This is a genomic window from Bradyrhizobium sp. USDA3010 (assembly GCF_056429065.1).
The window spans coordinates 225,398-250,463 of sequence record NZ_JBWJZD010000008.1 but is presented as its reverse complement, the minus strand read 5'-3'; the positions used below and the strand labels follow the sequence as shown (position 1 = coordinate 250,463).

The following is a 25,066-nucleotide window of genomic DNA, read 5'->3' as shown; positions in this document are numbered from 1 at the left end:
GGGGCCGTGACCGCTTGGCCGCGCATTGAATGCGCGAACTACCGAGTGCGCCGGATGAGCGCAGAGGCCACTCCAGCGTGTGAAGCAAAAGCAGGGAGCCCAGCCCGCTTGTATCAAATTGCGCTGCAAAAACGAGCATTGGGAGCCGCATTTTAATCCAAACCATACGTTGACAGCCACGGCAGGTTCGGCATAATTTTACGAATATCGGGTAAAAAGTTCGAAAATCGGAATTTATGGACGGGCGTTGGACTTACAGGGCTAGCCTTGTTTGTCTTTACGGGAGGGGAATCATGATCACTAAGCGCACGATGCTTGGACTGGTATGTGCGGCGGCGATAGCCGGCTCGCAGAATGCGGCAGCTGAAAACGCGCCGATTTCGATTGGAGCAACTATTCCTACAACCGGGCCATTGTCGCTAACCGGTAAGCAGTATTTTAACGCCCTCAAGCTCGCGGAAGAACACATCAACGCGGCTGGTGGCATCAACGGACGGCCGATCAAGTTCACCTTTGAAGATACGCAATCGTCAAACGGCACGGCGGTGACTGCCTACGTAAAGGTCGTTCAGGAAGCGTCGCCCGTCTTTGTATTTTTATCGAGCTATTCGACGCAGAACTTCGCTGTCTCTCCTGAAGTCAAGAAGACTGGGATTCCCGCGATGTACGCAGGCGGAGCAGACGCTGTCGCCGACGCGGGCAATAACTTGATGTTCCGTATCCGGCCCGCTGACAGCCTTGCGGCACGGGCGATGGCGCGCTTTGCGAAGTCGACCCTTAAATCGCAACGGCCGGGGATCATATACATTCAGAATGACTTCGGTCAGGGCGGGGCGCAGGACTTAGCGAAGCAATTCGAGCTCGCCGGCACGCCGTCTGTCGGGATGGAAGCGTACGGCCAGAACGACAAGGACTTCTCGGCGCAACTCCTAGGTCTGCGTCAAAAGGGCGCCGATGCGATCTTCGCGTTTGTCTATACGCAGGACGGCGCGATGTTGCTGCGACAGGCCAAAATGCTCGGCCTCAAAATGCCAATTGTCGGCTCGTCTGCTGCCTTCGTTCCTGCGGCTATTCAGCTTGTGTCTCCGTCCGATCTGGAGAACGTCTACGGGGTAGTTGATGCGTTCCTCGACGTAAACACTGGAGGCCGCATGCAAGAGTTTATCGAGCAATACAGGGCTAGATTCAAAAGCGACGCCGATCCCTTCGGACTTGCCTACTACGACGGTGCGATGTTGCTGGCCGAGGGAATGCGGAAGGTCGGAACCGAGCCGAAAGTGCTGCGAGACTGGCTTCAGTCAGTGCGTGATTGGAGCGGAATTGGCCACAACTACGCTTTCGACAACAAAGGTAATGGCGTTTTCGATCTTTCAGTGATCAAGGCCAAGCCTGGAACGAGAAGCTTCGAACTTGTTGAAAAACTCAAGCTTAACTGAATCGAGGGCCTGAGCCGATTCCGCCGGTCAGTTGCGAGGCCGCGCCGCTGATCCTCAAAGACGCTCACACAATACAAGGCAAGCTCATGTCCGATTTTCTTCAGCTGTTCGTCAACGGGTTGGCGTTGGGTAGTATCTACGCGCTTGCCGCCATCGGTTTCGTCATAATCTATTCCTCGACAGGCGTCGTCAATTTTGCGGCTGGTCAATTCGTAATGTTGGGCACGTTTTCGGGCGTCGCGATGCTCGTCAACTGCGGCCTGCCGTGGCCGATCGGCTACGTCGGTGCGCTGGTCGCGATGGTCCTTTTGGGAGCGTTGTTCTTCGCGGCAATCTATCTTCCGCTTCGTAGAAGTCCAATTGTCACCGTCATCATCGGAACGGTTGCCGCTGGCATAGCAATGCAGAACGCAGCGCAGCTCGCGTTTGGAACATGGCCTGTCAAGCTTCAGTCGCCGGTAGAAGGGCGGGCGTTGTCGGTAGGTGGAGCGATTATTTCTGTCCACTCATTGGTTGTTATTGTCGGTACGATCGCGATCGTTGCACTCCTGTGGTTGATCTTGCATCGAACCGGTGTCGGAATCGCGATGCGCGCGGTTGCGCAGGACGCGAAAGCGGCGCGTCTTATGGGCCTTCGTGTCAATGCGTTGCTGGCGTTCTCGTGGATACTCGCCGCGCTTCTAGCGGGAGTCGCGGGCTTGATGCTTGGCCCAATGTGGTTCGCGGACGTCAATATGGGCGATCCGATTGCGCTGAAGGCGTTTGCCGCGACTATCATCGGAGGCTTCGGAAGCGTGCCAGGCGCCATCGCAGGCGGCGTCCTCGTCGGCCTGACTGAAGTCCTTGGAGCATCTTATCTCTCGTCTGCCTACAAAGACCTCATCGCGTTTGCGGCAATGATAGCATTCCTGCTCGTTCGCCCGCAGGGGGTGTTTGGTGAGAAAATCCAAGACAGAGGATGATGAAATGCTCAAGATCATACTCTGGAGCGCGGCCGCAATCGTGGCGGCGCTTCTCGCTCCCGACATGGCCTCAGACTACACCGTGCGCCTGCTGAACGTAGCTGTGATTTCCGCAGTGGCGGTAATCGGATTAAATTTCGCGTTCGGCTACGCAGGGCTCATTTCACTCTGTCACTCTGCTTTCGCCGGATTCGGCGCTTACGTCGTTGCTACCTTAACGGTCAAAGCAGGCATTTCTGCCTGGCTTGCCATGCCGTTCGCGCTCGTTGTCACGCCGGCCGCCGCAGCCATCGTAGGGTTGCCGCTACTGCGCCTGAAAGGGCACTATTTTGCGCTAGCAACCCTCGGCCTTAACGTTAGCTTCGCAATCATAGTGACGAACTGGATTGATCTGACAGGAGGAACTAACGGTATCGCCGGCATTCCGAGCCTTCGAGTCGGGAGTCTTGATTTATCAACTGAGCGCAGTTTTCTTCTATTCGGAACCGTCGTCCTCCTGACAGCCGTGGTCATTGCGCGCCGAGTACACCACTCCCGATTCGGAAGGGAAATGATTGCGGTGCGAGATGACGAAACGGCAGCGTCCATGGCAGGAATCAATATCACCGTCGTCAAAGTGGCGGCTTTTGCTCTGTCATGTACATTTGCCACGGCCGCTGGATGTCTATTCGCCACGCACGTCGGCTTCGTTTCGCCGGATGACTTCAATTTTGCGCATTCGATCGTCTACCTCTCGATGCTGATCGTTGGCGGCGAGGGAGCGATCATCGGGGCGGTTCTGGGAGCGTTTGTTCTAGTGTTTTTGCCGGAATGGCTTCGCTTCTTGGGCGACGCCTATCTCCTCTTCTTCGGACTGATGATGCTTGCGATCCTCGTGTTTCTGCCGACCGGCATCGTCGGCCTCTTGAAGCGTGTCACCGATTCCAAGGACCGTAAAATCGGTGCGTCGCTCAGAGCACCAATTGAGGTGGAGCGGATATGAACTCTCTTACTCATGATGCCGTTCTCGAAGTTCGGGGAGTATCGAAGAGCTACGGAGGCCTTCAGGCTCTTTCCGATATTGATCTCTCGGTCAAGCCAGCTGAGTTCTTGTCCATCATTGGACCAAATGGTGCAGGAAAATCGACTTTGCTCAATGTACTCACCGGTCTGACGTATCCGACAGAAGGGCAGATCTTCTTGGATGGGAGAGAAATGACGCGAGAACCTACCTTCCGACGAGTACGCGCGGGCTTGGGGCGAACGTTTCAACACGGACGCATGTTCGAACGATTGACTGTAGTCGAGAACGTCATGACAGGAGCTGCGCTAAAAGCCGCGGCCGAAGAGAAACAGCGCACGCGCGCGTTGGAGATGCTTGAGTTCATGGGGCTCGCGCACGTCTCTCAGCGGTCAGTGTCCACGCTTTCTTACGGGCAGAAAAGAATGGTCGAGCTTTGCCGCGCTTTGGTCACAAAGCCGAGGGTCCTCCTGCTTGACGAGCCTGCAGCTGGATTGAATCTCGGCGAAGCAGACCTACTGTCGGATCGGCTGATCAAGTTGTGCGAAGAGCATCGGCTCGCGATCGTCCTGATTGAGCACAATATGGGTATGGTCATGCGGCTCGCGGAGCGGATCGCGGTGCTCAATTTCGGAAGAAAGATCGCCGAGGGGACGCCGCGGCAGATCCAGCGCGACCCGGTGGTACTTACTGCGTATTTGGGGGCGGGGTATTCGAATGCTGAGGTGTAGCAGGCTTTCAGTTTCGTATGGGGAAGTTGAAGCGCTGCATGACGTGAACATCCACGTCGGCTCCTGTGAGACAGTCGCGTTAATTGGCGCCAACGGTGCAGGAAAGACAACGCTACTACAGACGATATCCGGCCTGAACAAAGTACAGTCCGGCGATATCGTGTTTGAGGACCGCTCAATGATGGAAATGCCCTGCGAGCGGCGTGTCCGGGTTGGTATCTCCCACGCACCGGAGGGCCGCCGCATATTTCCAGGATTGACGGTTGCAGAGAATTTGTCATTGGCCGCTGGTCCATGGCGAAAGTGGAACCAATCGATCGCGGCAGATCTCGACCGAGTGTTCGACCTGTTTCCACGGTTGCGCGAACGGCGACGTCAACTCGGGTGGTCGCTATCCGGTGGTGAGCAGCAGATGCTGGCAATTGGCCGTGCGCTGATGGCCAAGCCCCGACTCCTGATGCTTGATGAGCCGTCACTAGGATTGGCGCCGAGGCTGGCGGAAGAGGTCTATGAGCGCGTTAAGCTCATTAGTGAGACCGGGATAGCGATTCTCGTGGTCGAGCAAAACACTGTGTTGGCGCTCAGCGTAGCCAATCGCGGCTATGTGCTGGAGAATGGCAGGATAGTGCTCGAAGGAGCAGCGGAAGAACTTCGGAAGAACCCCCGAGTGCGAGAAGCGTACCTAGGACGATAGCTTGCCGGATAGTCCGTCCGCACTCCGACTCCCGATGCTCGATGAGCCGTCGCTAGGATTGGCGCTGAGGCTGGCGGATGAAGTCGATGAGTGCGTTAAGCTCGCTAGTGAGGCTGGGATAGCGGTTCTCGCGGTCGAGCAAACCCCCTGTTTGCGCCTAGCATAGCCGACCGCCGCGGCTATGTGTTGGAGCTGGCCCCCGGAATACCGAGATCAGTTCGGTTCATGGCGCGAGTCGCCGAGGGCAGTAGCTGTCGCCGTATCTTTGAGGCGTGCCGACCAAACAGGAACGCTTTGCTCGCGATACAGCTTGACGGACGTGCTTTGCGATGGCATTCTGATTATCGAAAGCAGAGTTCGGAAATCGAAATCGAGCTCCCGGGATGCACGGGCGTCAAGCTTCTAGCCTGGACGCCATCTCGAGAACGAAGCTCTCGCGTAGCGCTCGAAAGGAATTGGGATGAGTAAGTGGCGGCTCGGGATCGATATCGGTGGCACGTTCACGGATGTCATCGCCTCAAGTACGAGAACGGGCGAGGTTCGACTCGCGAAAGTGCCGACCTACAAGGAAGACCCCGTCAAAAGTCTCGTGAACGGCATTGAAAGCGTTGGCCTGAGCTGGGATCAGCTCGCCGAGCTGACCCATGGCACCACGATGGTCACCAATGACATTGTCGAAGGTAACAATGATAGAGTCGCGTTGATCGCTTCAAGAGGCTTTGCCGACACGCTCGCAATTGGGCGAGTCAGAAGGCGGTACATCTATCATCTCGATCGGCTGCCAAAGCTCGCGCCTCTCGTTTCTGAGGAGCTTCGCTTCGAAGTTGCCGAGCGCATTGATCATAAGGGGGAAGTGAAGCTTGCCCTCACCGATGACGAAGTTCGCCGCGTAGTTGATCAGGTGAAGCGAAGCGGAGTTCGTGCGGTGGCCGTTTGCCTGATGCATAGCTATCAGAACTCCATCCACGAAAGGATGCTCGGCGATGCACTAGACGGCATCATTGAGCACGTCTTCCTCAGCCACATCATAAGCCCGGAGATACGTGAGTACGAGCGAACGAATACAACAGTGCTCAGCGCATCGGTCAGCAATCGTGTTAGATCATATCTCAAGCGGATCGAAGAGGAAAAACCGAAGAACAGCCATCTTCACTTCTTTCACTCTTCGGGCGGTATGGCGTCACCGAAGATCGTCGGTCAGCATCCGCTGTTCCTTGCCATGTCGGGACCCGCTGCGGGCGTTGGTGCAGCCGTGGAGACGGTGCAAGGCCTCAATATCGAAAAGGCTCTCACTTTTGATATGGGGGGCACGACGACGGATACGTGTCTGATCATCAATGGGCAGGCGGAAATAGCAACGGATCGCGAGCTGGCGGATCGCCGGATCAGACTTCCGATGGTGGCCGTTCACTCAATCGGCACGGGCGGTGGCTCGATCGCTAGGATGGAGGCGGGAGCTCTGATCGTTGGTCCGAGAAGCGCTGGAGCGTTTCCAGGCCCCGCATGCTATGGCCGAGGAGGAGCCGAGCCAACGATCAGCGATGCCAATGTAGTCTTGGGTTACCTGAACCCTCACCGAACACTCGGAAAGACGCTGAAGATCGATCATGGCGCTGCGGTCGCGTCGATGTCCAAAATCGCGATGGAATCAGGAAGAAGCGTCGAGGACGTAGCCATCGGGATACTGCAGGTTGCTCACTCTAATATGGTGCGTGCACTCAACACTGTCACGGTTGAGCGCGGAGTCGACGGAAGAGAATGTGTCCTGGTTGCGTTCGGTGGCGGTGGGCCAATGCATGCGGCGTTTGTAGCCAAGCAATATGGAATCAAGACGGTCCTCGTTCCGGCATATTCATCGGGCTTTTCTGCATTGGGATGCCTCTCGGCCAAGATGAGCTATTCGCGACAGCGCTCGATCGGCATGCGGAGCGCCGACTGGGACGCTGAAAGAATTGCGAATATCTACGAGCAGTTGCTTGAGGAAGTCGCAGTTCCAATGCGCGAGAGTGGCCATGCACCGGACAAGTGCCAGACCGAGTGTGTGGCTATGATGCGATACAGGGGGCAAAGTTACGACGTGCCGGTTCATCGAGCGTCGCTGGGAGACACCCAAAATCTGACTGCACAGTTCTATGCCCGTCATAAGGAGCTCTTTGGCTTCGCCACAGACGAGCCTTGGGAGTTGGCCTCGATACGAATCTCAATGATCGAAATGGCGGCTAAAGGGATCAAGGCAGTCGACAGCGCTTCAGGTGAAGCCAGGGAATCCAACCGAAGGTGCTTCTTCCGAGGAGCGGGGATAGTCGACACGCCGGTCTTCAGCCGAAACGCGCTCGTGTCAGGGTGGGAAGTCGTGGGTCCAGCAATTATCGAGGATGAGTGGTCAACGATTGTCGTGCCTCCCTATGACAAAGCAAGGATCGACAAGAACGGACATATCTTTATTGAGGTCGAGGAAGAGAATGAGCGTTGATCCCTTCGTAATTGAAGTTGTTCGAAATGCCCTATCTTCAATCGCAGAAGAAATGACGCTCGTCGTCATGCGGTCGGCGAGATCGCCCGTTTTAAGAGAGGCAGGCGACCTGTCGTCAGCGCTGACAGACGGCGACGGCTATCAGATAGCTCAAGGACAGGATGTCCCGATGCACATGGGTGTAATGAGTTACACTGTGCGCGAGTTCTTGAAGCTCGTCCCGAAGGAGAAATTGTCGCCAGGCGACTGCTGGATGCTGAATCTTCCCCACGTTGGGGGAAATCACCTGCCAGACGTCAAGCTTATTCGGCCGATATTCTCGAACGGGAAGATCCGTGCTTTTGCGATTAGTCTTGCTCACTGGGGAGATACAGGGGGCGGTGCGCCCGGCAGCTACTTCGCACAAGCGTACGATGCCTGGCAGGAGGGGCTTCGTATTCCGCCCCTGCGCGTGTTCACGGCGGCAGGGATCGACGAGGAGAAGCTTGCAATTGTTCTCGCCAACGTCCGCGCGCCGGATACCTGTCGTGGAGACATCATGGCGCAGATGGCCGCGACCCGAATAGCCGATCAGCGGTTTCAAGAGATGTTCGCCAAGTGGGGTGACGATTACATCGAGACTGTATTCGTCGCACTCCACGATCGAGCTGAGATGCAGATGAGAGCGGCAATCCGCCAACTGCCAGTCGGGGAATATTACGGCGAAGATAGCATGGACGATGACGGGCACGGCGGCACGCCGGCTGTCATCCGCTGCAAAGTCGTCGTACGCGATGATAACGTGACATTCGACTACTCGGCATCCGACGACCACGTAGCCGGGCCGATCAACACGACAAAGTACATCACGGGTGCGTCGGCGTACTACGTGATGAAAGCCGTCTGCGGTCCAGATATCCAGCCGAGCGCCGGATGCTATCGCCCGATCGAAGTGATAACTCGCAATGGGTCAATTTGTGATGCCGGCCCGGAAAAGCCAGTCGTTGGTGGTAACCATGAGACATGCCAACGCATTGCGGACGCCGCGATGAAGGCATTGTCCACCATCGTTCCCGAAAGGCTGAGCGCCGGTGGCCCTACAACATCCGGCTTGGTCATTTTCGGTGCCTATCGGGAAGATGGTCTCTGGACGACGCTCTACGAAACCCACGGAGGGGGGGAAGGCGCAAGAATCGATCGCGATGGCGCGCCGGTTATTCGAGTGCACATGGCCAATGTAATGAATACGCCGGCGGAGGTTATCGAGGCCGAATATCCGATAGCCGTCGAATATCAGAGAGTACGGAAAGACTCTGGTGGGATCGGCCGACATAGAGGTGGGGAAGGCCAAGAGCGCGCATACCGCATGCTGGTGGACGATGTGAAGCTCACGACCATGTTTGAGCGCGCGAAAGTACGACCTTACGGCTTGCAAGGCGGCGCAGAAGGCGCTGCTTTCGAAGTTGAACTCGTTAGGTTTGGTGCGAAGGGAAGGCTAATTCCCGGGAAGACCAACATGCGAATCGATAGGGACGATCTTGTCATCGTTCGGTCCTGCGGCGGAGGAGGATACGGAGTGCGTTCAGAAGCCGGAGGCGATGCCTAGACGATATCGGCATTCCTACCCTGAAGTATTTAAAGATAGAGGTGAAGATGAGCAAATTGGTGCACACGAGTTTGGTGGCTGGGGCCGGCAAGGAAGCTAGAATCGTCGGCGGAAACGGTGCCTGGCTCGAGCTGGAAGACGGCCGTAAAGTGCTGGATGGTTCGAATACTGGAGGCCCTCTCGGACACAAGCATCCGATTATGGTGGAAGCAGTGAGACGCGCTGCGGAGCTTCCGGTGGTCAATGAAGGGTGGTCCTGGATTGAGCGGGAGCAGGCCGCGGAAGAGCTGATCGAAATAGCTTTCGCGGGTGAAGATTGGGTTGGCGGAGTGCGGTTCTGTCTATCCGGCAGTGAGGCCAACGACCTGGCGTTATCCTTTTCCCAAGCGTTTACCGGGCGCAACGCTCTGGGTACTCGTCAACGTGCCTACCATGGCCTTGCAGGGCTTTCTCGCAGTATCACGGTCCAACCGCAGTGGCATGGCGGGTTATCGGTCTTGAACCGACCTTCGCAACCGGCACCCGTACCGTTTCCGGTGCGGATTCTTCCGGCACCTCTAAAGGCCCGTTACGGCGGCGAGCGCCAGAACGAATCATACGAGGAGAAGCTCGCTTCGATCCGGGCGACCGAGTTGCTTTCCGATGTGGCTGTTACGGCTATCGACTATTCTCAGGGCGGCATCTACTACGATTCAGAATATCAAGACGCGGTGGCCAAAGCTGCCAAGGACGCGGGTTCTCTTTGGTTGGCCGACGAAGTCGTAACAGGTCTTGGACGTTCCGGTAGATGGTTCGCCTTTCAGGGCGGGAGACGACGTCCAGATATCGTGACATTGGGCAAACCTCTTGCCGGTGGAGCATCTCCGGCTGGGGCCGTCGTGTTCTCTCGCGAAGTACTCGATCAATTGAAGGACAAGTCCTGGCGCACGTACTCGACGTTCCGCGGTCATCCACTAACCATGACCTGCATTCGCGCGTATCTCCGTGCCGTTCAGACCGAAAAGCTGTTGGATCATGTAAATGCACTGGAATCCATCATCGATGCTCGCATGGAGAAGATCTTTAAGCGGCACCCGTCGGTGGCTCGCGTCGACGGGTTTGGATTGCATTGGACGGTGGAATTGTGTGGTCCGGATTGGCGGACATTCGCTGCGAATACTGCTGACGTGCCTGTGGCAACCAAGGTGGTTGCGAGAGCTGCGGAAGCAGGAGCCATGATTGCAACATCAGGAGAGCAGACATCTATCTTCCTAGCTCCTCCTCTCATCGTGTCGGAAAGCGAACTAAATCAGATTCTCGACGCTCTCGATGAAGGGCTGACAGTCGCGGACGGTTTGATTGCCGCCTAGCGGCTCAACAATGATGTTCAATTGGTCTCCAGAGGCGTCGGGTAGCCCGCTCTTGTCAACACGAGAGGCCATCGAACTCGTCCGGGAGCGACGGAGTACCATTTCACGGGATGCACACCGCGTTAGCTCACGGCGTCGCAAAAAGGCGCCGTGAGATTTCGTCCGAAACCTTTTGCAGGGCCGTCTTAATGCTCCGCCGACTTACCTTTGAGAACCGTTCTCTCAAGCCGCACACGCCAAGCGCATATAGCACCTGATCGTCCTCCGAGAGGATCGGGCAGGCGTAAGCCAGAACACCTAGGTCCACTTCGTTGTCGCAGATCGAGAACTTCTCCTTTCGAACGGTCTCGAGTTCCGCCTGAACCTTGCGTCGGTCTGTTGTCGTATCGGGTGTCAGACGGGGTAGAGGCTCCTTCAGCACATCTCGAATGAATGCGTCCGACTGGAAAGCAAGGAGTGACTTGCCCGTGGCGGTGGCGTGAAGAGCCATGACACGTCCAGGATGGACAATTGCTCCCACCTCTCCAGGCGGCTCCTGAACGACAATTGTATGAACTACACGTCCCACCAGTTTGGTGATGTAGACGGTCTGCGAAAAATCGGAGCTCAGTCGCCGCAAAAGGTCGCTGGTCTGAGTTTCAATGTCACGCGCCAGAAGCTTAGCCAGTGCGAAGCGACGTGCGCGAGGGCCTAAAACGTAATGTTTGGGCGTAGGGCCGACCGCAAGCAGCTCTGCCTCCAAAAGCGAATTAACCAGCCGATGAGTTGTGCCACCTGTAAGGCCAAGGAAGGCAGCGATCTGCGAAATCGAGTTGCCATTGATCTCATGGGCAACGCATTCGAGGATCGAGAAGTATCGATCTAGGGGTTTGCCCTGCGAGGCATTCATTCTTGCTTAATCCGTTCGAGGATTTCGATTTTCGAAATTTACCGTTCCGAGCGTATACTTGCAATAGGCGAGGCACCGATCGAGCTGAGCCGAAGCCGAACGTGAGTTTCTATTGCAGAAAGAATTGCATTCCGCGTGCCTTAGGCAGTCGGTCCATCAGGCAGTCAAATCGCGAACTCGCAAAGTTCGTAAATCGGAATACTGACCCGAAAATCAAAAATTAAGGTTGCGAGCCGCAGCGAGAACAAGCTATTGGATGAGTCAGCCAATCGAAGATCGTGAACAGGAGAAAAGCGTGACCACGGAGGCTGAGACGGCTGCGATCGCAAAGCTGGCAACGCAATACTTTGATGCGCTTTACCATGGCGATGTGGAGCTTTTTCGGAAGATATTTCATCCTGACGCAAGGCTCTACTGCAGCAATGATCAGTATCTGACGATGGATGTGGATGCATACATGGACCTCGTCGCGAATCGAGAGTCGCCTGCGTCACGGAAAGACAAGCGCAGCGAAGAGATACTGTCGATCTCTATGTCAACTCCGACTACGGCTCATCTGCGTGTCCGGGAAACCTTCATTCCGAAGCATTTCACAGATGAGTTGCTGCTACTCAATGTTAACGGCGACTGGAAGATCGTCGCAAAAACTTGGGATTTCGTACTACTCAAGGCATAGGAGCACGGATACGGGGGTCTTTGCGATCATATGCGCGGAGGCGCCCAATTCGCCATGGGAAGGCGCGACGGCGCATAAAACAGGATATCGAGGAGCACATAGGCTCATCGATCGCCGCATCGCTGGCTTGAGCCTCGTCGGACGATGGTGGCGATATGGGTCTGTGGTCCGAGCCCAATCGGAGGCGGCCGTCTGCGCGAACTGTCGCTTTCGCATGGCCTGACCCATTTGGCAATCACACAGTGCCTGAAGGTGTGTTTCGATGAAGGGCTGTAACGGCTGTGGTGGCGTCGCCGCAATGGTCGCCGGATCACCCGACGACGGCTAGTCCAGCGGCATCGTCTGCCGAAATGCGCCGTTTCTTTAACGATCACGGCAATCTGAAAGAGATCGCGCAAAGATCACGGATGACCGGCCGCCTTGCAGGAAGGCGTTACTGACCATCCAAACCGACTCTAGATAGAACGGGAAGACACTATGTCCAAGCTTTCCAACAGTCTCAAAGACCGTGCGCTGCTGCGCAACCAGTGCTACATCGATGGGGCCTGGGTTGGCGCTGGCGACACAGTGGTCACAAATCCAGTCAACATGGTCGAACTGAGCAAGGTGCCCAACATGGGTGCTGAAGAGGCCACGCAGGCGGTTGAAGCCGCGGAGAAGGCTTTTCCGGCGTGGGCAAAGATGACAGCCAAACAGCGCTCCAACGTTCTGCGCAAGTGGTTCGACTTGATCATCGCCAACCGGGAAGACCTCGCGTTGATTCTGACATCCGAGCAGGGTAAGCCGATTGCCGAGGCGCTGGCCGAAGTTGATATCGGTGCCGCCTATATAGAATACTTCGCCGAAGAGGCGAGGCGTGTGTACGGCGAGACGATCCCGACCCATCGCTCCGATGCGCGGCTGCTTGCCATAAAGCAACCGATTGGCGTTTGCGGCGCAATCACACCGTGGAATTTCCCGAATTCGATGATTACCCGGAAGGTGTCACCGGCACTCGCTGCGGGCTGCACCGTGGTATTGAAGCCGGCTGACGAGACCCCGCTGTCGGCGCTGGCGTTAGCTGAACTCGCCGAGCGCGCGGGCATTCCCAAAGGAGTGCTCAACATCATTACCGGTGATGCCCCGGCGATCGGACTTGTGCTGTGCGAGCATCCAGCAGTCCGCTTCATCGGCTTTACCGGCTCCACCGGAGTAGGCAAGATTCTTTATAGTCAGGCCTCGTTCGGCATTAAGAAGCTGGGGCTGGAGCTTGGGGGCAATGCTCCCTTCGTCGTTTTCAACGATGCCAATGTCGATGCGGCTGTCGAAGGTGCCATGGTCTCCAAATATCGAAATATGGGGCAGACTTGCGTTTGCGCCAACCGTCTCTACGTGCAGGATGGCGTCTATGACGAATTCGTAGAAAAGCTGTCGAAGAAGGTCGCGGCAATGAAGGTCGGTGACGGTCTGGAACCGGGGGTCGTACAAGGACCATTGATCGACATGAGGGCGGTCGAGAAGGTTGAGCGGCACATTGCGGATGCAGTGCAGGGGGGCGCTAAAGTTGTCACCGGCGGCAAACGACACGCGCTTGGCGGCTCCTTTTTCGAGCCGACCGTGCTTGCGGACGTAAGGCCGGAAGCGTTAGTTGCGCGCGAAGAGACGTTCGGTCCGCTAGCCCCGATCTTCCGCTTCAAAGACGAAGCCGACGTCATCACTATGTGCAACGCCTCGCCGTTCGGTTTAGCCTCCTATCTCTATTCGCGAGATCTCGGCCGCGTGTGGCGCCTCGCTGAGGCATTTGAGGCCGGCATGGTCGGCGTGAATACTGGTCTGATCACCACCGAAGTTGCGCCGTTTGGGGGAGTGAAGGAGTCGGGCTTCGGCCGCGAAGGGTCACGCCACGGCATAGAAGAATATGTTGAAATCAAGTATGTGATAATGGCAGGTATTTGATTGGGCCATCACAACCAGCAACAGATGCGGCTATCTGTGGAGTCTATTGAAGCTGCTCGCACCTCTTTTTGGGCGGCGAAGGATAGCGCGTGTGCGGAGGGGTCGCTATCGCGACGGCTGGTCGGGCAGGCTGCTGTCATTGTTGGTGAACTGCGTGCAGCGCTGCCGTCCGGGCGCGAGGCCCACAATGCGGCGACGATTTGACACGAGAAAACGTAATGAAGCAGGCCTCGCTTCTCAGGGGCTTCGCCCCCGACACTCTCTTGCCGGGCATCGATATTAATACATCGCGACGGACTTCGCTCCGATAATGCATCTGCAGATGATGCGGTCGAAGGCAACAAGTGGACACCGTTCGGCGATATCATGAGCGGGACGAGCGATAAACAATAGCGTGCTAGGCTCGGAGCAAGCTCGGCGATCGTCCCGTGTGGCGGCGGATCAGACGATAGAGCGCCGAACAGCCTCGCCCAGCAGAAAAACCCCGGTTGATTTGCACCGTCTTCAGCACCCCATAGACCGGACGTCATCTGGTCAGCATGATCGAGCGAGCTTAGTCATGACGAACGGCTCGACGGCCATGGATCAGGCGAAAGCCCTAGTTGGTCGCGTTGGCTCGCGCTATCAATTGCCGACGCCCGCTCTCATTGTCGACGTCGAGGCGCTGGAACATAATATTGAGCGCATGGCACAGCGGGCCAAAAAAGCGGGGCTGGCACTCAGGCCGCATTCTAAGACCCATAAGTCGGCAACGATCGACGACGCCAAATCGCTGCCGGCGCAGTAGGCGTGTGCTGTGCAAAGCTCGGTGAAGCCGAGGCACTGGCGAACGCGGGTCTTCGCAAATTGCTCGTTACGTCGCCGGTGGTCGGCACGGATACGACCGATCGCGCCGTGGCGCTCGCGGGGATCGATGCGGATGTCATGCTCGTGGTCGATCACGAGCAGCAGGTTGATGCTCTGCGGGCTGCCGTAGCCAAGGCCAATCGCACCTTGTCCGTGCTGATCGATGTCATGTCGCCATGGCGGATACAGGTGTTGCGACGCCGCCTGCGGCTGTAGCGCTCGCGGGTAGGATCGCCACCTACCCATCGCTTCGTTTTGGTTGGTGTGCAGGGATACGGTGGGATCTGGCAGCATATCGTTGGCGAAAGCGAACGGCGAAAAGCCGTGGCGACCGGCATGGATCGTCTCGGTGCGATCGTCTACGAGCTGCGAGAAGCAGGGCATCGCGTTCCGCTTGTGACAGGTGGTGGCACCGGCACATTCGCAGCCGACGCGGCACTCCAGGTGCTGAACGATGTCCAGCCGGGATCGTACATTTTAATGGATAATCAGTATCGCGACGCACTCGGCCAGGATGAAGATGGTGGCTTCAAGCAGAGCTTGTTCGTGCAGGGGCGTGTCGTCAGCATCAACGCGGAGAAGTGGGTCGCCGTCGATGCCGGCCTCAAGGCCTTTGCGAGCGATGGTCCGGTCCCTCGCGTCGCTGATCAGCGTTTCACGACTGATGGCTATTTCTACTACGGAGATGAACACGGCGGGGTCATGCGACCGGCCGGCGGAAACGGGGTCGCGCTTGGGGAGCGGATTGAGCTAACGCCACCGCATTGCGATCTGACCGTCGATCGGTACTCGGTCTATCACTTCGTTCGTGGCAATACGCTTGTCGATATCGTTGAAATCGAGGCGGCGCGCCGATCGCAGTAGCTGGCGTGCTTGAAGGTGGTTGCGAGCAATTGACCTCCAGAGGTCCGGCTTGGCCGGAGTTGCAAGGAGAAGGGATGGTGCCAGACGGTGCAGGCCGGCTAGAGAGTACTGCAGTCGCCAATCGCTGGAGCAGATTCGAGGTGCTGGGGCCGTGCCCGTCCGCGGCGGCGCAGTCAGGCTGCTGGCCCACCCAACCCGAGTGGGGCTGGATTGCGCTCGCTTGACTAGTTGTTGGTCAGACGAATGAAGCTGCCATCAACCTGAGGGATCCTCCATGCAGATTGCTCGTACGGTCTTCCGCGACGACCATGAGATGTTCCGCGCTACGGTTCGACGATTTATCGAGCGGGAGTGTGTGCCGCGGCAGGACGAATGGGATGATGCTGGGCGTGTTGATCGCGAGGTGTGGCGTAAGGCCGGGCAGGAGGGGCTGCTGGGTGTGATCCTGCCGGAAGAATATGGCGGCGGTGGCGGTGACTTCGGTCACGCCGCGGTTATGGCCGAGGAGATGGCTCGCGCCAACGTCAGCGGTCCCGGTTTTCAGGTGCATTCCGACATCATCGCGCCATACATCGCGCGGGTCGGAAACGAGCAGCAAAAGAGGATGTGGCTGCCTCGTGCGTGTTCAGGCGAGTTGATCATGGCGATCGCGATGACCGAGCCCGGTACCGGTAGCGATCTCAAGTCGATACGGGCGACCGCGGTCAGGGACGGCGATGAATACGTCATCAATGGAAGCAAGACGTTCATCAGCAATGGCCTGAACTGCGACATCGTCATAGTGGTCTGCAAAACCGACCCGAGCGCCGGTGCCAAGGGCATGAGCCTCATCGTCGTCGAAGCGGATCGTGCGGGATTCCGGCGCGGACGGAAACTGAAGAAGGTCGGACAGTATTCGGCGGATACGGCCGAGCTGTTCTTTGATGACGTCCGCGTCCCCGCCAGCAACCGGCTCGGCGAGGAGGGAATGGGATTCAAGTATCTGATGGGTGAGTTGCCGCAGGAGCGCTTGACCATTGCGGTTGCGGCGGCGGCCCGGCTCGAGGTAGCGCTCGATCAAACGCTCGCCTATGTCAAGGAACGGAAAGCCTTCGGCCAAACCGTCTGGGATTTCCAGAACACAAAATTCAAGCTCGCGGATATCAAGGCTCAAGCCGTCGCGGTCCGCCTGATGATTGACCACTATCTGGTCGAACACATGAAGCGGGGGTTGACACTCCAGGAATCGGCGATCGCGAAATTGTTTACGACGGAGACCCTGGGGAAGGCGCTCGACGAGATGGTGCAGCTGCACGGTGGCTATGGCTACATGCTCGAATATCCGATCGCCAGATCGTTCGTCGATATGCGTGTCAGCCGGATCTACGGCGGTACAAGCGAGGTCATGCGAGACCTGATCTCGCGTCAGCTATGACGGTCCCGCGCATTAACTGTCGTCGTGCGTCGCCTCAGCGCGTCCGCCTGACGGAACCATCCGGGCGCCAGCCAATGTCCCGCATACGTGCCACTGCGTCGTCGCGACCGGCAACACCAAGCTTGCCGTAGATATTCTTGAGATGCCATTTGACGGTGTCGGGCGAAAGACCAAGCGCCCGTGCGATCTTCTTGTTGGGAAATGCTTGCGAGAGCAGGTCGATGACGTCGAGCTCGCGATCGCTCAGGCCCTCGATGAGCTCGGAGTTGCTCCGAGCCATATCGACGGGTGATGCTGAGGCCGCCCGTTGCAACGGTGCATCCGCGCCGCGCAGACGATCGACGTAGAATGAGAGCAAGACATCGAAGCCGACTTCCTCGCCGCACGAGCGAATGAGATCGAGCGCGGATGCGTCTGCGTCGAGTAGGCTCCGTACGAGGCCAAGCCGATGGCCGACGCGCAGCGCGGCCAGCGTCATCTTGCTGGCCTGCTCGCTGATGCCGCGGCGCTTTGCCACGATCGCGTTTTGGAGTTGGAGCATGGCTACGATCTGCTGATGGCCTCGTGCGTCGCATACCTCGATGAGTGGCGCAAGGCGCGCCGCGGCGTCATCATAACGGCCGACGGTAAGATCGCTTCTCACGTGCGCCCGCTCGACGATAATGAAGATCTCGTCGCCCAAATTGCTGCCGGATTTCGGGTGCCGCTGGCCGATCTCATCCAGCGCACTCAGCTTGCGCCTTGCGGCCTCGAATTCACCTTGCGCCAAATGGCGTCGAGCCTGTTCGCTGAGGCTATGCGCGAGCAGTCGATCGAGCCTGAGGTTCAAAGCGTAGTCTTCAAGCCGGTCCAGGTAGGAAAAGGCCTCCTGACGTCGCCCTGCAAGCCAATGCGACGCTGAAAGCACCGTCAGAACGCGCAGGACCGAGTCCGGAATGGACACACGCTCGAGCACATCGATGCGATCCTCGAGCAACTGCAATGCAGCCAAAGGATCGTTAAGCTCATAAAGCACTTCTCCGAGCAGTGCCGCGGCCAGGCAGGCTGGATCGATGCAGGAAGGGCCTCGCTGCTCGGATTCATAGAGGACGTCGCGATAGATCCGCTCGGCCTCGATGATCTGGCCCTCGAGGGCGTAGCTCAGGCCGACCAGGCAACGTCCCTGCAGCCGGCCGCCCGGGGAGCCAAGGAGGGGAACTCCACTTGCGCGGGAAGGGGAGCCAAGCTGTACCTGCCGCGCCAGTTCATAGTTGGCGCGATGCATGTAGAGCCAGGACAGGATGTTGTCCCGTCCTCCGATGGCGTCGGGGTCGACGTCCGGCGGCGGATGCAGCAATTGCGGAAGAACGAGCATCGCGGCGTCGGTATCGTCGCGGGCAACCGCCAGTGTTGCCTTGAGCAACGCCAGTGCAAAATGCCCGGATGCGTCGCGCGCCGGAAGATCGGACTCCAATCGTTCAATGCTCAATGCGCAGGGGTCCAGTTCGCGCGCCAGCAGCTGCGAGCGAGCCATCCAGAGGCGCAGGTTTGTGCGCGTCTGAATTTCTCGTTCCGGAAGCAGCCGAACCAGGCTGTTGAGATTCCGCGTTTCACCTCGCGCAAGCAAATCCCGACCGTGTTGGTCGAGCAGACTAGCCGCGGCGGAGGCCTCGTCGGCTGATACAGCGTGCCGCACTGCCTCATCGAGGTGGCCGTGATCGCGGAACCAGGCCCACGCCGCTCTGTGGCATTGCCTTTGTTGAACCTCTCCGCGCAGGCGAAAGCGAGCCCGCATGGCCTCGCTGAGCAGTGGGTGGAATCGATACCAGGTTTCCCGTTCCGACGTTTCAACGGGGATGATGAAGATGTTCTGCGCGACGAGACCGGTCAGAAGCAGCTCGATCTTGGCGCGGTCTTCCTCTTGGCCGAGTAGCGCCGCGCAGAGCGAGGCGCAAAAGCGGTTGCAGATCGAGGCCGCCTCGATCAGCGCGCACTCGCTCGTCGAAAGGTTTGACAGGATCTCGTGCTCGAAATAGTCGGCGAAGGATTGCTCGTCCTGGATCTGTCCCCTGGAAGCGAGCCTGATTTGCCTTGAATCGCGCTTCTTCGACCAACCGATCGAGAGCAATTGCAGGCCAGCGATCCATCCATCCGTAAGTTCATAAAGGCGCTGGGTGGTGCGACGGTCGACATCGCCGAACTTGCTCCGGAGAAACGTCTCGGTCTCGGCTTGAGAGAGGCGTAGGTCCTGAAAATCCAGCTCAAAGACGCCCTGCTGATCGCGTAGCCGGGAAAGGGAGACTGGAGCAACTCCACGACAAACAAGGACGAGGTGAAGGTTGCGTGGCGCCTGATCGAGCAGCCATTGCAAAGCCCACCGGCTCGCCGCGTCCGTGAGCAGATGAAGGTCGTCGAGGACCAGCACGGTCTCCCGTGACCGCACTGCGACACTCCGCACCAGGGCAATCAGCGTACGCTCGATCGCCTCACTGTCGCTGCCGCGCCCGGCGAGCTGCGACGGGGCCTGGCTGATAGTGGGATCGACCTGGGCAAAGCTTGCTAGGACATAATCCAGCCAGCGGGAGACTTCGTTGTCGTCGGGGGCGAGCGTCAGCCAAGCGACGTCGAAGCCGAGCGTGAGCAATTCGCGACGCCAAGCCGCAACGGTGGACGTCTTGCCGGAGCCCGCCGGGCCGTGCACCAGCACGCAGCGGTGCCGCCGCGCCTGCACCAGCCGCGCGATGAGATGATCCCGCGGCAACAGGCGGCCGCCTTCGCGTGGCGGGAATAGCTTGGTGCTGACGATGGATTGCAGGGGCTCTTGCAAGGAACCTGCTTCGTCCGGCGGACGAGACACCATCTCAGTCATTCCTCCATTCTCGGCGGGCAAGTCCCGACACCCGCCCTTCAGCCGGCCGACTTTGCGGCGGCGAAGTCACACTATGTAGCCCAGCAGCCCAAAGACCACCCGGAGCGGGTGGGGTGGCTCAGGCTCGTTCAGTTGTAGCCTTGACGCAAGCTGACATTCACAAAGGTCAATCGGAGCAAAATTGAGCGTTTTGTCCGGAATTCGGGTCCTCGAATTCGAGGCGATCGGCCCAGCTCCCTTCGGGGGGATGCTGCTCGCCGATATGGGAGCCGACGTTCTGCGGATCGATCGGCCGTCGCCGCCGGAGGACCTCGGGCCGCGCAGCAGCGGTAAGTCCGTCGATATTACCGGCCGCGGCCGCCGCTCGATCACGCTCGACCTGAAATCGCCCTTGGCTGCGTCCGCGGCGCTCGAACTGATCGAAAGGGCCGACGTGCTGATCGAGGGATTCCGCCCGGGGACAATGGAGCGGCTTGGCCTAGGTCCCGATCTGGCGCTCGAGCGTAACCCACGGCTGATCTACGCGCGCATGACGGGGTGGGGGCAGACCGGCCCGCTCGCCGCGGATGCCGGTCACGATCTCAACTACATCGCGCTGTCCGGGGTCCTGTCGGCGATCGGCCCGGCCGGCGGGCGTCCGCTGCCGCCGCTGAATCTCGTCGGTGACTATGGCGGCGGAGGCATGCTGCTCGCGCTCGGCGTCGTCGCTGCGTTGCTCAACGTGCAACGCGGTGGCGCGGGGCAAGTCGTCGACGCGGCGATGATCGAAGGCGCCGCGCAGCTTGGATCCATCATGTGGGGCCTGGTGGCGGGCGGCAACTGGCAGGAGCAGCGTGGCAGCAACGTCCTCGATGGCGGTGCTCCCTGGTATGACAGCTATCGCACGCTCGACGGGCACTACATGGCCGTCGGCGCGGTTGAGCAGCGCTTCTATGCCGAACTCGTCGAACGGCTGGGGCTTGCCGAGGCCGATCTTCCCAAACAATACGATCGCAGCGGCTGGCCTGTCCTGCGCAACGCCTTTGCAAGGGTATTTCTTGGCAAAACGCGCGATGAATGGTGCGCCATCTTCGGGGATAGCGACGCTTGCGTGACGCCCGTGCTCGCCTTTTCGGAAGCGGCCTGTCATCCGCACCATCGCGCTCGTGGCAACTTCATTCAAGTCGACGGCGTCGTCCAGCCAGCGCCCGCGCCGCGATTCCTGGGGACGCCATCGAAAGCGCCAAGACCGGCACCACGGCGCGGCGAGTATGGTGCGGCCGCGCTCAGTCAATGGGGTTTTGCCCAGTCGGATGTTTCGAGATTGCACCAGCTGGGCGTGGGATTTGCTGATGAAGCCGAGCTGCTGCCAGCGTGACAGATCCAATGGAGTACAGCAGGCAATGAGTGGAATCCTTGATCTGGGAAGCAAATTCGCGTTGATCACAGCCGCGGGAGAAGGCGTCGGCCGGCAGATCGCGTTGCACGACGTGGCTCACGGCGCCAACCGCGTCATCGTCAACGATTTCTTTGAAGTCGCGCGCGCACCGTCGTCGAGGAAATCACGGCACTCGGTGGCCAGGCCCGCCGCAACATATCGCGAACATGGCGCTCTAACTGGCCTCCAGCTCCGGCGACTGGATCACGGGCCAGACCTATTCCGGTCAATGGCGGCTTCTCCTTCTCAATGTAATTTTCGAGCGGTTATAAGATGAACGAGCGAGTTCTGACCGAGCGTCGCGGCCATCTCCTGGTGATCACGATCAACCGTCCGGAGGCCAAGAACGCTTTCGACCTTGCATGCGCTCAGGCGATGCATCGGGCGATGGACCTGCTCGATGCGGAGGACGACCTCTTCATCGGCATCATTACGGGAGCCGGGGGCACGTTCTCCGCGGGCGCCGACCTGAAGGCGGTGGCGCGCAACGAGCGCGCAGTAACCGAGCGCGGCGGATTTGGCATGTTCAAGCGTCCATCGCGTAAGCCGCTGATTGCAGCGGTGGAGGGATTTGCAGTCGGCGGCGGGCTTGAACTGTGCCTGTCCTGCGACCTCATTGTGGCGGCACGGAACGCGAAGATGGGGCTTCCCGAAGTGAGGCATAATGTTGCCGCGGTCGGCGGCGGATTGTTTCGGCTGCCGCGACGGATTCCTTATCACGTGGCTATGGAGCTCGCGCTGACCGGCAGCTTTTATGACGCCGAGTTCTTCCAGAGTCTTGGGCTGGTCAATCGCGTCAGCGAGCCGGGGTGCGCGCTTGCCGACGCGATCGCATTTGCCGAAGAGTTGCTGGTCAACGGACCCACCGCGCTGGCTGCCTCCAAAGAGATCATCTTCCAGTCGGCCAACTGGACCGACGAAGAAGCGTGGAGCCGGCAAGGTCCCATCGCGGCGATCGCGTTCGAAGCAGAGGATCGCACGGAGGGGTTGCGGGCCTTCGCGGAAAAGCGAAAGCCGTTTTGGCATGGACGCTGAAGGCGCGGTGTCACCGACGCGGCATCGGTAAAGGAAAACAAAATTAAACGGGAGGATGGGAGTTGGCTTGTAAAGATCTGGGAATTGCGACCGTCGCACTCACATCATGGATCGCGCTAGCGAGCGCTCCTGCCAATGCGCAGAAGAAGTACGATCCCGGCGCCAGCGATACCGAGATCCGGGTCGGCAACATCATGCCCTACAGCGGACCCGCGTCAGCCTATGGCGTCATCGGCAAGGCGAGCGAAGCGTATTTCCGCATGATCAATGACAATGGCGGCATCAACGGCCGCAAGATCACGTTTATCACATACGATGATGCGTACAGCCCGCCGAAAACCGTCGAACAGGCCAGAAAGCTCGTCGAGAACGACGAGGTGCTTCTGATTTTACAGCCGCTGGGAACGCCGGGTAACTCGGCGATCCAGAAGTACCTAAACTCCAAGAAGGTGCCGCAGCTCTTCGTTGCTTCGGGGGCGACCAAGTGGGGCGATCCGAAGCACTTCCCATGGACAATGGGCTTTCAGCCGAACTATCAGAGCGAGGGGCGGATCTTCGCGAAATACATCCTTGAGCACAATCCGCAAGCGAGGATCGGCGTCCTCTATCAGAATGACGATTTCGGCAAGGACATGCTGAAGGGGTTGAAGGACGGTCTTGGCGAGAAGACGTCGTTGATCGTTGCGGAGACAAATTACGAGATTTCCGACCCGACGGCCGACTCCCAGATCGTCAAGCTGAAGACCGCGAATGCCGATGTATTTGTCGACTTGACGTCGCCGAGATTTGCGGCCCTGGCGATCCGGAAAGTGGCCGAGCTGGGTTGGGAACCCATGCATTTCCTGAGCAACGTCTCCGGCTCGATCGGGTCCGTGCTGCAGCCGGCCGGACTTGAGAATGCGAAGGGCATCCTGAGTACGGCCTACACCAAGGATCCCTCCGATCTCCGGTGGAAGGACGATCCGAAAATGATCCAGTGGAATGCCTTCATGGACAAGTACATGCCCGGCGCCAACAAGGCCGACCAGGGCTACATCTGGTCCTACATGGCGACCCAGACCCTGGTCGAGGTGTTGCGGCGATGCGGCGACGATCTGTCTCGCGAGAACGTCATGCGGCAGGCCGCAAGCCTTCACGATTTCGAGGTCGACGTTCTGTTGCCGGGTATCAAAGTCAACACCAGCCCAACGGACTTCTTTCCCGTCGAGCAGATGCAGATGCGACGGTTCGACGGACACGTGTGGGAGCTGTTTGGTCCTGTCATGAACGGAGAGGTCGGCAGCCCGGCCGGCTAATTCAGCGAGATAGCGCCGTCAGGCAAGGATATGAGAGGCAAGAGATGAACGAGCAAATCGGGTTCGCGCCGACGACGACCGCGATGATCTCGCGCGCACTGTCGCGGTTTCCCGACCGTCAAGCATTCATCTGGAATGGCGGTAGCTTGACCTATCGCGCAGTGCGCGACCTGATAGCCGGCCTGCAGGCTGGAATGGTTCGAGCGGGCCTCAAGCAGGGTGACGTCGTAACCCTCTTGAGCGCGAACAGCGCCGAGACCTGGTGCGCCGGCGTTGCAGCGCAGGCCCTGGGCCTCCTAATCACTTGGCTGCATCCGCTCGGCTCGCTGGCCGATCATCTTGAGGTCATCGAGGACATCGAGGCGACCGTTCTGATCGTCGACCCGAAGACCCACGGCCTGCGTGGGGGAGAGCTGGCGAACGCCGCCCCCGGACAGCTCAAGGTGACGTTGACAATGGGACGAGCTGAATTTGGCCGCGATCTGCTCGCGATGGCCCAAGCGGCCGGTAGCGTCCGGTTCATCGATCTCACCAACATCAACGAGCATGCGATTGTGTACTATACCGGCGGTACGACTGGACGATCTAAGGGAGCAATCCACCGTCACCGTGCGCTGGTGGCATCGACGCAGTCGATCTCTGCCGAATTCGGGCTTCCCGAGGTGCCCCGCTATCTCGCGGCCGCACCAATCACGCATGTCTCTGGAAGTTTCGTCCTTCCATCGCTGACCCGCGGCGGCACTGTGCATTTGCTGAAAGGCTTCGACCCCGGAGAATTTCTTGCGACTATCGCCGGCCAAAAAATCAATATGACCATGATGGTGCCGACCATGATCTACGTCATGCTCGACGATCCGAAGCTTGAGACGACGGATATCTCATCGCTTGAGCTTCTGCTTTACGGCGCTTCTCCGATGTCGCCGACGCGACTGGTGGAGGGGATTGAGCGCGTAGGTCCGATCTTCGGCCAGCTTTACGGCCAGACGGAATGCTATCCAGTCAGTCTGCTCGGCAGGGCAGATCACGACGCCAAGCGTCCGGAATTGTTTGCGTCATGCGGATTTCCGTTGGCTTCCTGCGCGGTTTCCCTGATGGACGAGCACAATCACCCCGTCAAGCAGGGAGAGGCCGGTGAAATCTGTGTCCGGGCGACCCAGGCGATGGAGGGCTACTGGAAGCGCCCCGAGCAAACCGCTGAAACCTTCGCCGGCGGCTGGCTGCATACCGGCGACATCGCCCGGGCCGATGAACGAGGGTACCTCTATATCGTCGACCGCAAGAAGGACATGATCGTCTCTGGTGGCTTCAACATCTTCCCCCGAGAGGTGGAGGACGTGTTGTCGTCGCATCCCGATGTAGCGATGGCCTCCGTCATCGGCGTGCCTCATCCCAAATGGGGCGAGGCTGTCAGAGCCCTGATTGTCGCGAAGCCCGGCAAGCAGCCGAGCGCCGAGTCCCTGATGGACCTCGTCAAACAACGAAAGGGCGGTGCGCATGCGCCCAAGCAGATCGAGTTCGTTGACCGCCTGCCACTGACTGCGGTCGGCAAGGTCGACAAGAAGATGCTGCGCTCGAAGTACTGGGCCGGCCAGGACCGGCAGGTCGGGTAGCGGCTCC

General features: G+C 58.7%; 20 protein-coding genes and 1 pseudogene. 19 read left to right on the top strand and 2 right to left on the bottom strand.

Annotated features, from left to right (window positions below; all coding sequences use genetic code 11):
• Positions 1-293: 293 nt before the first annotated feature.
• The 8 genes from AC066Y_RS15825 (at position 294) to AC066Y_RS15790 (ending at position 10,230) form a co-directional block, all read left to right on the top strand.
• The gene (locus AC066Y_RS15825; RefSeq protein WP_478274676.1) at positions 294-1,436 is read left to right on the top strand and encodes an ABC transporter substrate-binding protein; all 1,143 of its coding nucleotides are present in this window, start codon (positions 294-296) and stop codon (positions 1,434-1,436) included.
• Between the two features lie 86 nt (positions 1,437-1,522).
• Complete coding sequence (locus AC066Y_RS15820; RefSeq protein ID WP_478274675.1) at positions 1,523-2,398, top strand: branched-chain amino acid ABC transporter permease; 876 nt, start codon at positions 1,523-1,525, stop codon at positions 2,396-2,398.
• Positions 2,399-2,402: 4 nt separating this feature from the next.
• Complete coding sequence (locus tag AC066Y_RS15815) at positions 2,403-3,380, top strand: branched-chain amino acid ABC transporter permease (protein ID WP_478274674.1); 978 nt, start codon at positions 2,403-2,405, stop codon at positions 3,378-3,380.
• Positions 3,377-4,129, top strand: a complete 753-nt coding sequence (locus AC066Y_RS15810; RefSeq protein WP_478274673.1) for an ABC transporter ATP-binding protein — start codon at positions 3,377-3,379, stop codon at positions 4,127-4,129. The genes AC066Y_RS15815 and AC066Y_RS15810 overlap by 4 nt, the downstream gene beginning before the upstream one ends.
• The gene (locus AC066Y_RS15805; RefSeq protein WP_478274672.1) at positions 4,116-4,823 is read left to right on the top strand and encodes an ABC transporter ATP-binding protein; all 708 of its coding nucleotides are present in this window, start codon (positions 4,116-4,118) and stop codon (positions 4,821-4,823) included. Before AC066Y_RS15810 ends, AC066Y_RS15805 begins: the two co-directional genes overlap by 14 nt.
• A 460-nt stretch (positions 4,824-5,283) precedes the next feature.
• Positions 5,284-7,296, top strand: coding sequence for a hydantoinase/oxoprolinase family protein (locus AC066Y_RS15800; protein ID WP_478274671.1), 2,013 nt, complete (start codon positions 5,284-5,286; stop codon positions 7,294-7,296).
• Positions 7,286-8,881, top strand: a complete 1,596-nt coding sequence (locus tag AC066Y_RS15795) for a hydantoinase B/oxoprolinase family protein (protein WP_478274670.1) — start codon at positions 7,286-7,288, stop codon at positions 8,879-8,881. The genes AC066Y_RS15800 and AC066Y_RS15795 overlap by 11 nt, the downstream gene beginning before the upstream one ends.
• A gap of 47 nt (positions 8,882-8,928) precedes the next feature.
• The gene (locus AC066Y_RS15790) at positions 8,929-10,230 is read left to right on the top strand and encodes an aminotransferase class III-fold pyridoxal phosphate-dependent enzyme (protein ID WP_478274669.1); all 1,302 of its coding nucleotides are present in this window, start codon (positions 8,929-8,931) and stop codon (positions 10,228-10,230) included.
• A 127-nt stretch (positions 10,231-10,357) separates the two neighbouring features.
• Here the strand turns inward: AC066Y_RS15790 and AC066Y_RS15785 are convergent, their stop codons facing one another.
• Entirely contained in the window at positions 10,358-11,119 is a 762-nt protein-coding gene (locus AC066Y_RS15785) for an IclR family transcriptional regulator (RefSeq protein WP_478274668.1), read from the bottom strand.
• 295 nt (positions 11,120-11,414) lie between these two features.
• Here AC066Y_RS15785 and AC066Y_RS15780 point away from each other — a divergent pair, with 295 nt between their 5' ends.
• From AC066Y_RS15780 to AC066Y_RS15750, 7 genes and pseudogenes are all read left to right on the top strand, one after another.
• Positions 11,415-11,795: a nuclear transport factor 2 family protein gene (locus tag AC066Y_RS15780; protein WP_478274667.1), complete on the top strand. Its 381-nt coding sequence runs from the start codon at positions 11,415-11,417 to the stop codon at positions 11,793-11,795.
• Between the two features lie 477 nt (positions 11,796-12,272).
• Positions 12,273-13,730 (top strand): NAD-dependent succinate-semialdehyde dehydrogenase, encoded by a 1,458-nt coding sequence (locus tag AC066Y_RS15775; RefSeq protein ID WP_478274666.1) that lies wholly within the window; start codon positions 12,273-12,275, stop codon positions 13,728-13,730.
• Positions 13,731-13,918: 188 nt separating this feature from the next.
• A pseudogene (locus tag AC066Y_RS15770) lies at positions 13,919-14,123 on the top strand (ABC transporter substrate-binding protein); the annotation flags it as partial.
• Between the two features lie 166 nt (positions 14,124-14,289).
• Positions 14,290-14,517 (top strand): hypothetical protein, encoded by a 228-nt coding sequence (locus AC066Y_RS15765; protein WP_478274665.1) that lies wholly within the window; start codon positions 14,290-14,292, stop codon positions 14,515-14,517.
• Between the two features lie 2 nt (positions 14,518-14,519).
• The gene (locus tag AC066Y_RS15760) at positions 14,520-14,792 is read left to right on the top strand and encodes an alanine racemase (RefSeq protein ID WP_478274664.1); all 273 of its coding nucleotides are present in this window, start codon (positions 14,520-14,522) and stop codon (positions 14,790-14,792) included.
• Positions 14,793-14,900: 108 nt separating this feature from the next.
• A complete protein-coding gene (locus AC066Y_RS15755; protein ID WP_478274663.1) occupies positions 14,901-15,440 on the top strand; it encodes a type III PLP-dependent enzyme domain-containing protein in 540 nt (179 codons plus the stop codon).
• A gap of 274 nt (positions 15,441-15,714) precedes the next feature.
• Positions 15,715-16,854 carry an acyl-CoA dehydrogenase family protein gene (locus AC066Y_RS15750; protein WP_478274662.1) on the top strand — a complete coding sequence of 380 codons (1,140 nt, stop codon included), beginning with the start codon at positions 15,715-15,717 and terminating at the stop codon, positions 16,852-16,854.
• Between the two features lie 34 nt (positions 16,855-16,888).
• Here AC066Y_RS15750 and AC066Y_RS15745 read toward each other — a convergent pair whose 3' ends face one another.
• Complete coding sequence (locus tag AC066Y_RS15745) at positions 16,889-19,702, bottom strand: winged helix-turn-helix domain-containing protein (protein ID WP_478274661.1); 2,814 nt, start codon at positions 19,700-19,702, stop codon at positions 16,889-16,891.
• Positions 19,703-19,883: 181 nt separating this feature from the next.
• On the opposite strand from AC066Y_RS15745, the gene AC066Y_RS15740 reads away from it, so the two are divergent.
• The 4 genes from AC066Y_RS15740 to AC066Y_RS15725 all read left to right on the top strand — a co-directional run bounded on the left by AC066Y_RS15740 (position 19,884) and on the right by AC066Y_RS15725 (position 25,059).
• The gene (locus AC066Y_RS15740; RefSeq protein ID WP_478274660.1) at positions 19,884-21,059 is read left to right on the top strand and encodes a CaiB/BaiF CoA transferase family protein; all 1,176 of its coding nucleotides are present in this window, start codon (positions 19,884-19,886) and stop codon (positions 21,057-21,059) included.
• 333 nt (positions 21,060-21,392) lie between these two features.
• Entirely contained in the window at positions 21,393-22,154 is a 762-nt protein-coding gene (locus AC066Y_RS15735; protein WP_478274659.1) for a crotonase/enoyl-CoA hydratase family protein, read from the top strand.
• Positions 22,155-22,216: 62 nt separating this feature from the next.
• Positions 22,217-23,449 carry an ABC transporter substrate-binding protein gene (locus tag AC066Y_RS15730; protein ID WP_478274658.1) on the top strand — a complete coding sequence of 411 codons (1,233 nt, stop codon included), beginning with the start codon at positions 22,217-22,219 and terminating at the stop codon, positions 23,447-23,449.
• 44 nt (positions 23,450-23,493) lie between these two features.
• Positions 23,494-25,059, top strand: a complete 1,566-nt coding sequence (locus AC066Y_RS15725; protein ID WP_478274657.1) for an AMP-binding protein — start codon at positions 23,494-23,496, stop codon at positions 25,057-25,059.
• The last annotated feature ends 7 nt before the right edge of the window (positions 25,060-25,066 follow it).

What these genes read in the sequence shown, in the direction of transcription:
- AC066Y_RS15800 (WP_478274671.1), top strand. Translation starts at nt 5,284, where the DNA reads ATGAGTAAGTGGCGGCTCGGGATCGATATCGGTGGCACGTTCACGGAT.
- AC066Y_RS15820 (WP_478274675.1), top strand. Translation starts at nt 1,523, where the DNA reads ATGTCCGATTTTCTTCAGCTGTTCGTCAACGGGTTGGCGTTGGGTAGT.
- AC066Y_RS15785 (WP_478274668.1), bottom strand. Translation starts at nt 11,119, where the DNA reads ATGAATGCCTCGCAGGGCAAACCCCTAGATCGATACTTCTCGATCCTC.
- AC066Y_RS15725 (WP_478274657.1), top strand. Translation starts at nt 23,494, where the DNA reads ATGAACGAGCAAATCGGGTTCGCGCCGACGACGACCGCGATGATCTCG.
- AC066Y_RS15790 (WP_478274669.1), top strand. Translation starts at nt 8,929, where the DNA reads ATGAGCAAATTGGTGCACACGAGTTTGGTGGCTGGGGCCGGCAAGGAA.
- AC066Y_RS15810 (WP_478274673.1), top strand. Translation starts at nt 3,377, where the DNA reads ATGAACTCTCTTACTCATGATGCCGTTCTCGAAGTTCGGGGAGTATCG.
- AC066Y_RS15745 (WP_478274661.1), bottom strand. Translation starts at nt 19,702, where the DNA reads ATGACTGAGATGGTGTCTCGTCCGCCGGACGAAGCAGGTTCCTTGCAA.
- AC066Y_RS15775 (WP_478274666.1), top strand. Translation starts at nt 12,273, where the DNA reads ATGTCCAAGCTTTCCAACAGTCTCAAAGACCGTGCGCTGCTGCGCAAC.
- AC066Y_RS15750 (WP_478274662.1), top strand. Translation starts at nt 15,715, where the DNA reads ATGCAGATTGCTCGTACGGTCTTCCGCGACGACCATGAGATGTTCCGC.
- AC066Y_RS15765 (WP_478274665.1), top strand. Translation starts at nt 14,290, where the DNA reads ATGACGAACGGCTCGACGGCCATGGATCAGGCGAAAGCCCTAGTTGGT.
- AC066Y_RS15815 (WP_478274674.1), top strand. Translation starts at nt 2,403, where the DNA reads ATGCTCAAGATCATACTCTGGAGCGCGGCCGCAATCGTGGCGGCGCTT.
- AC066Y_RS15825 (WP_478274676.1), top strand. Translation starts at nt 294, where the DNA reads ATGATCACTAAGCGCACGATGCTTGGACTGGTATGTGCGGCGGCGATA.
- AC066Y_RS15735 (WP_478274659.1), top strand. Translation starts at nt 21,393, where the DNA reads ATGAACGAGCGAGTTCTGACCGAGCGTCGCGGCCATCTCCTGGTGATC.
- AC066Y_RS15795 (WP_478274670.1), top strand. Translation starts at nt 7,286, where the DNA reads ATGAGCGTTGATCCCTTCGTAATTGAAGTTGTTCGAAATGCCCTATCT.
- AC066Y_RS15805 (WP_478274672.1), top strand. Translation starts at nt 4,116, where the DNA reads ATGCTGAGGTGTAGCAGGCTTTCAGTTTCGTATGGGGAAGTTGAAGCG.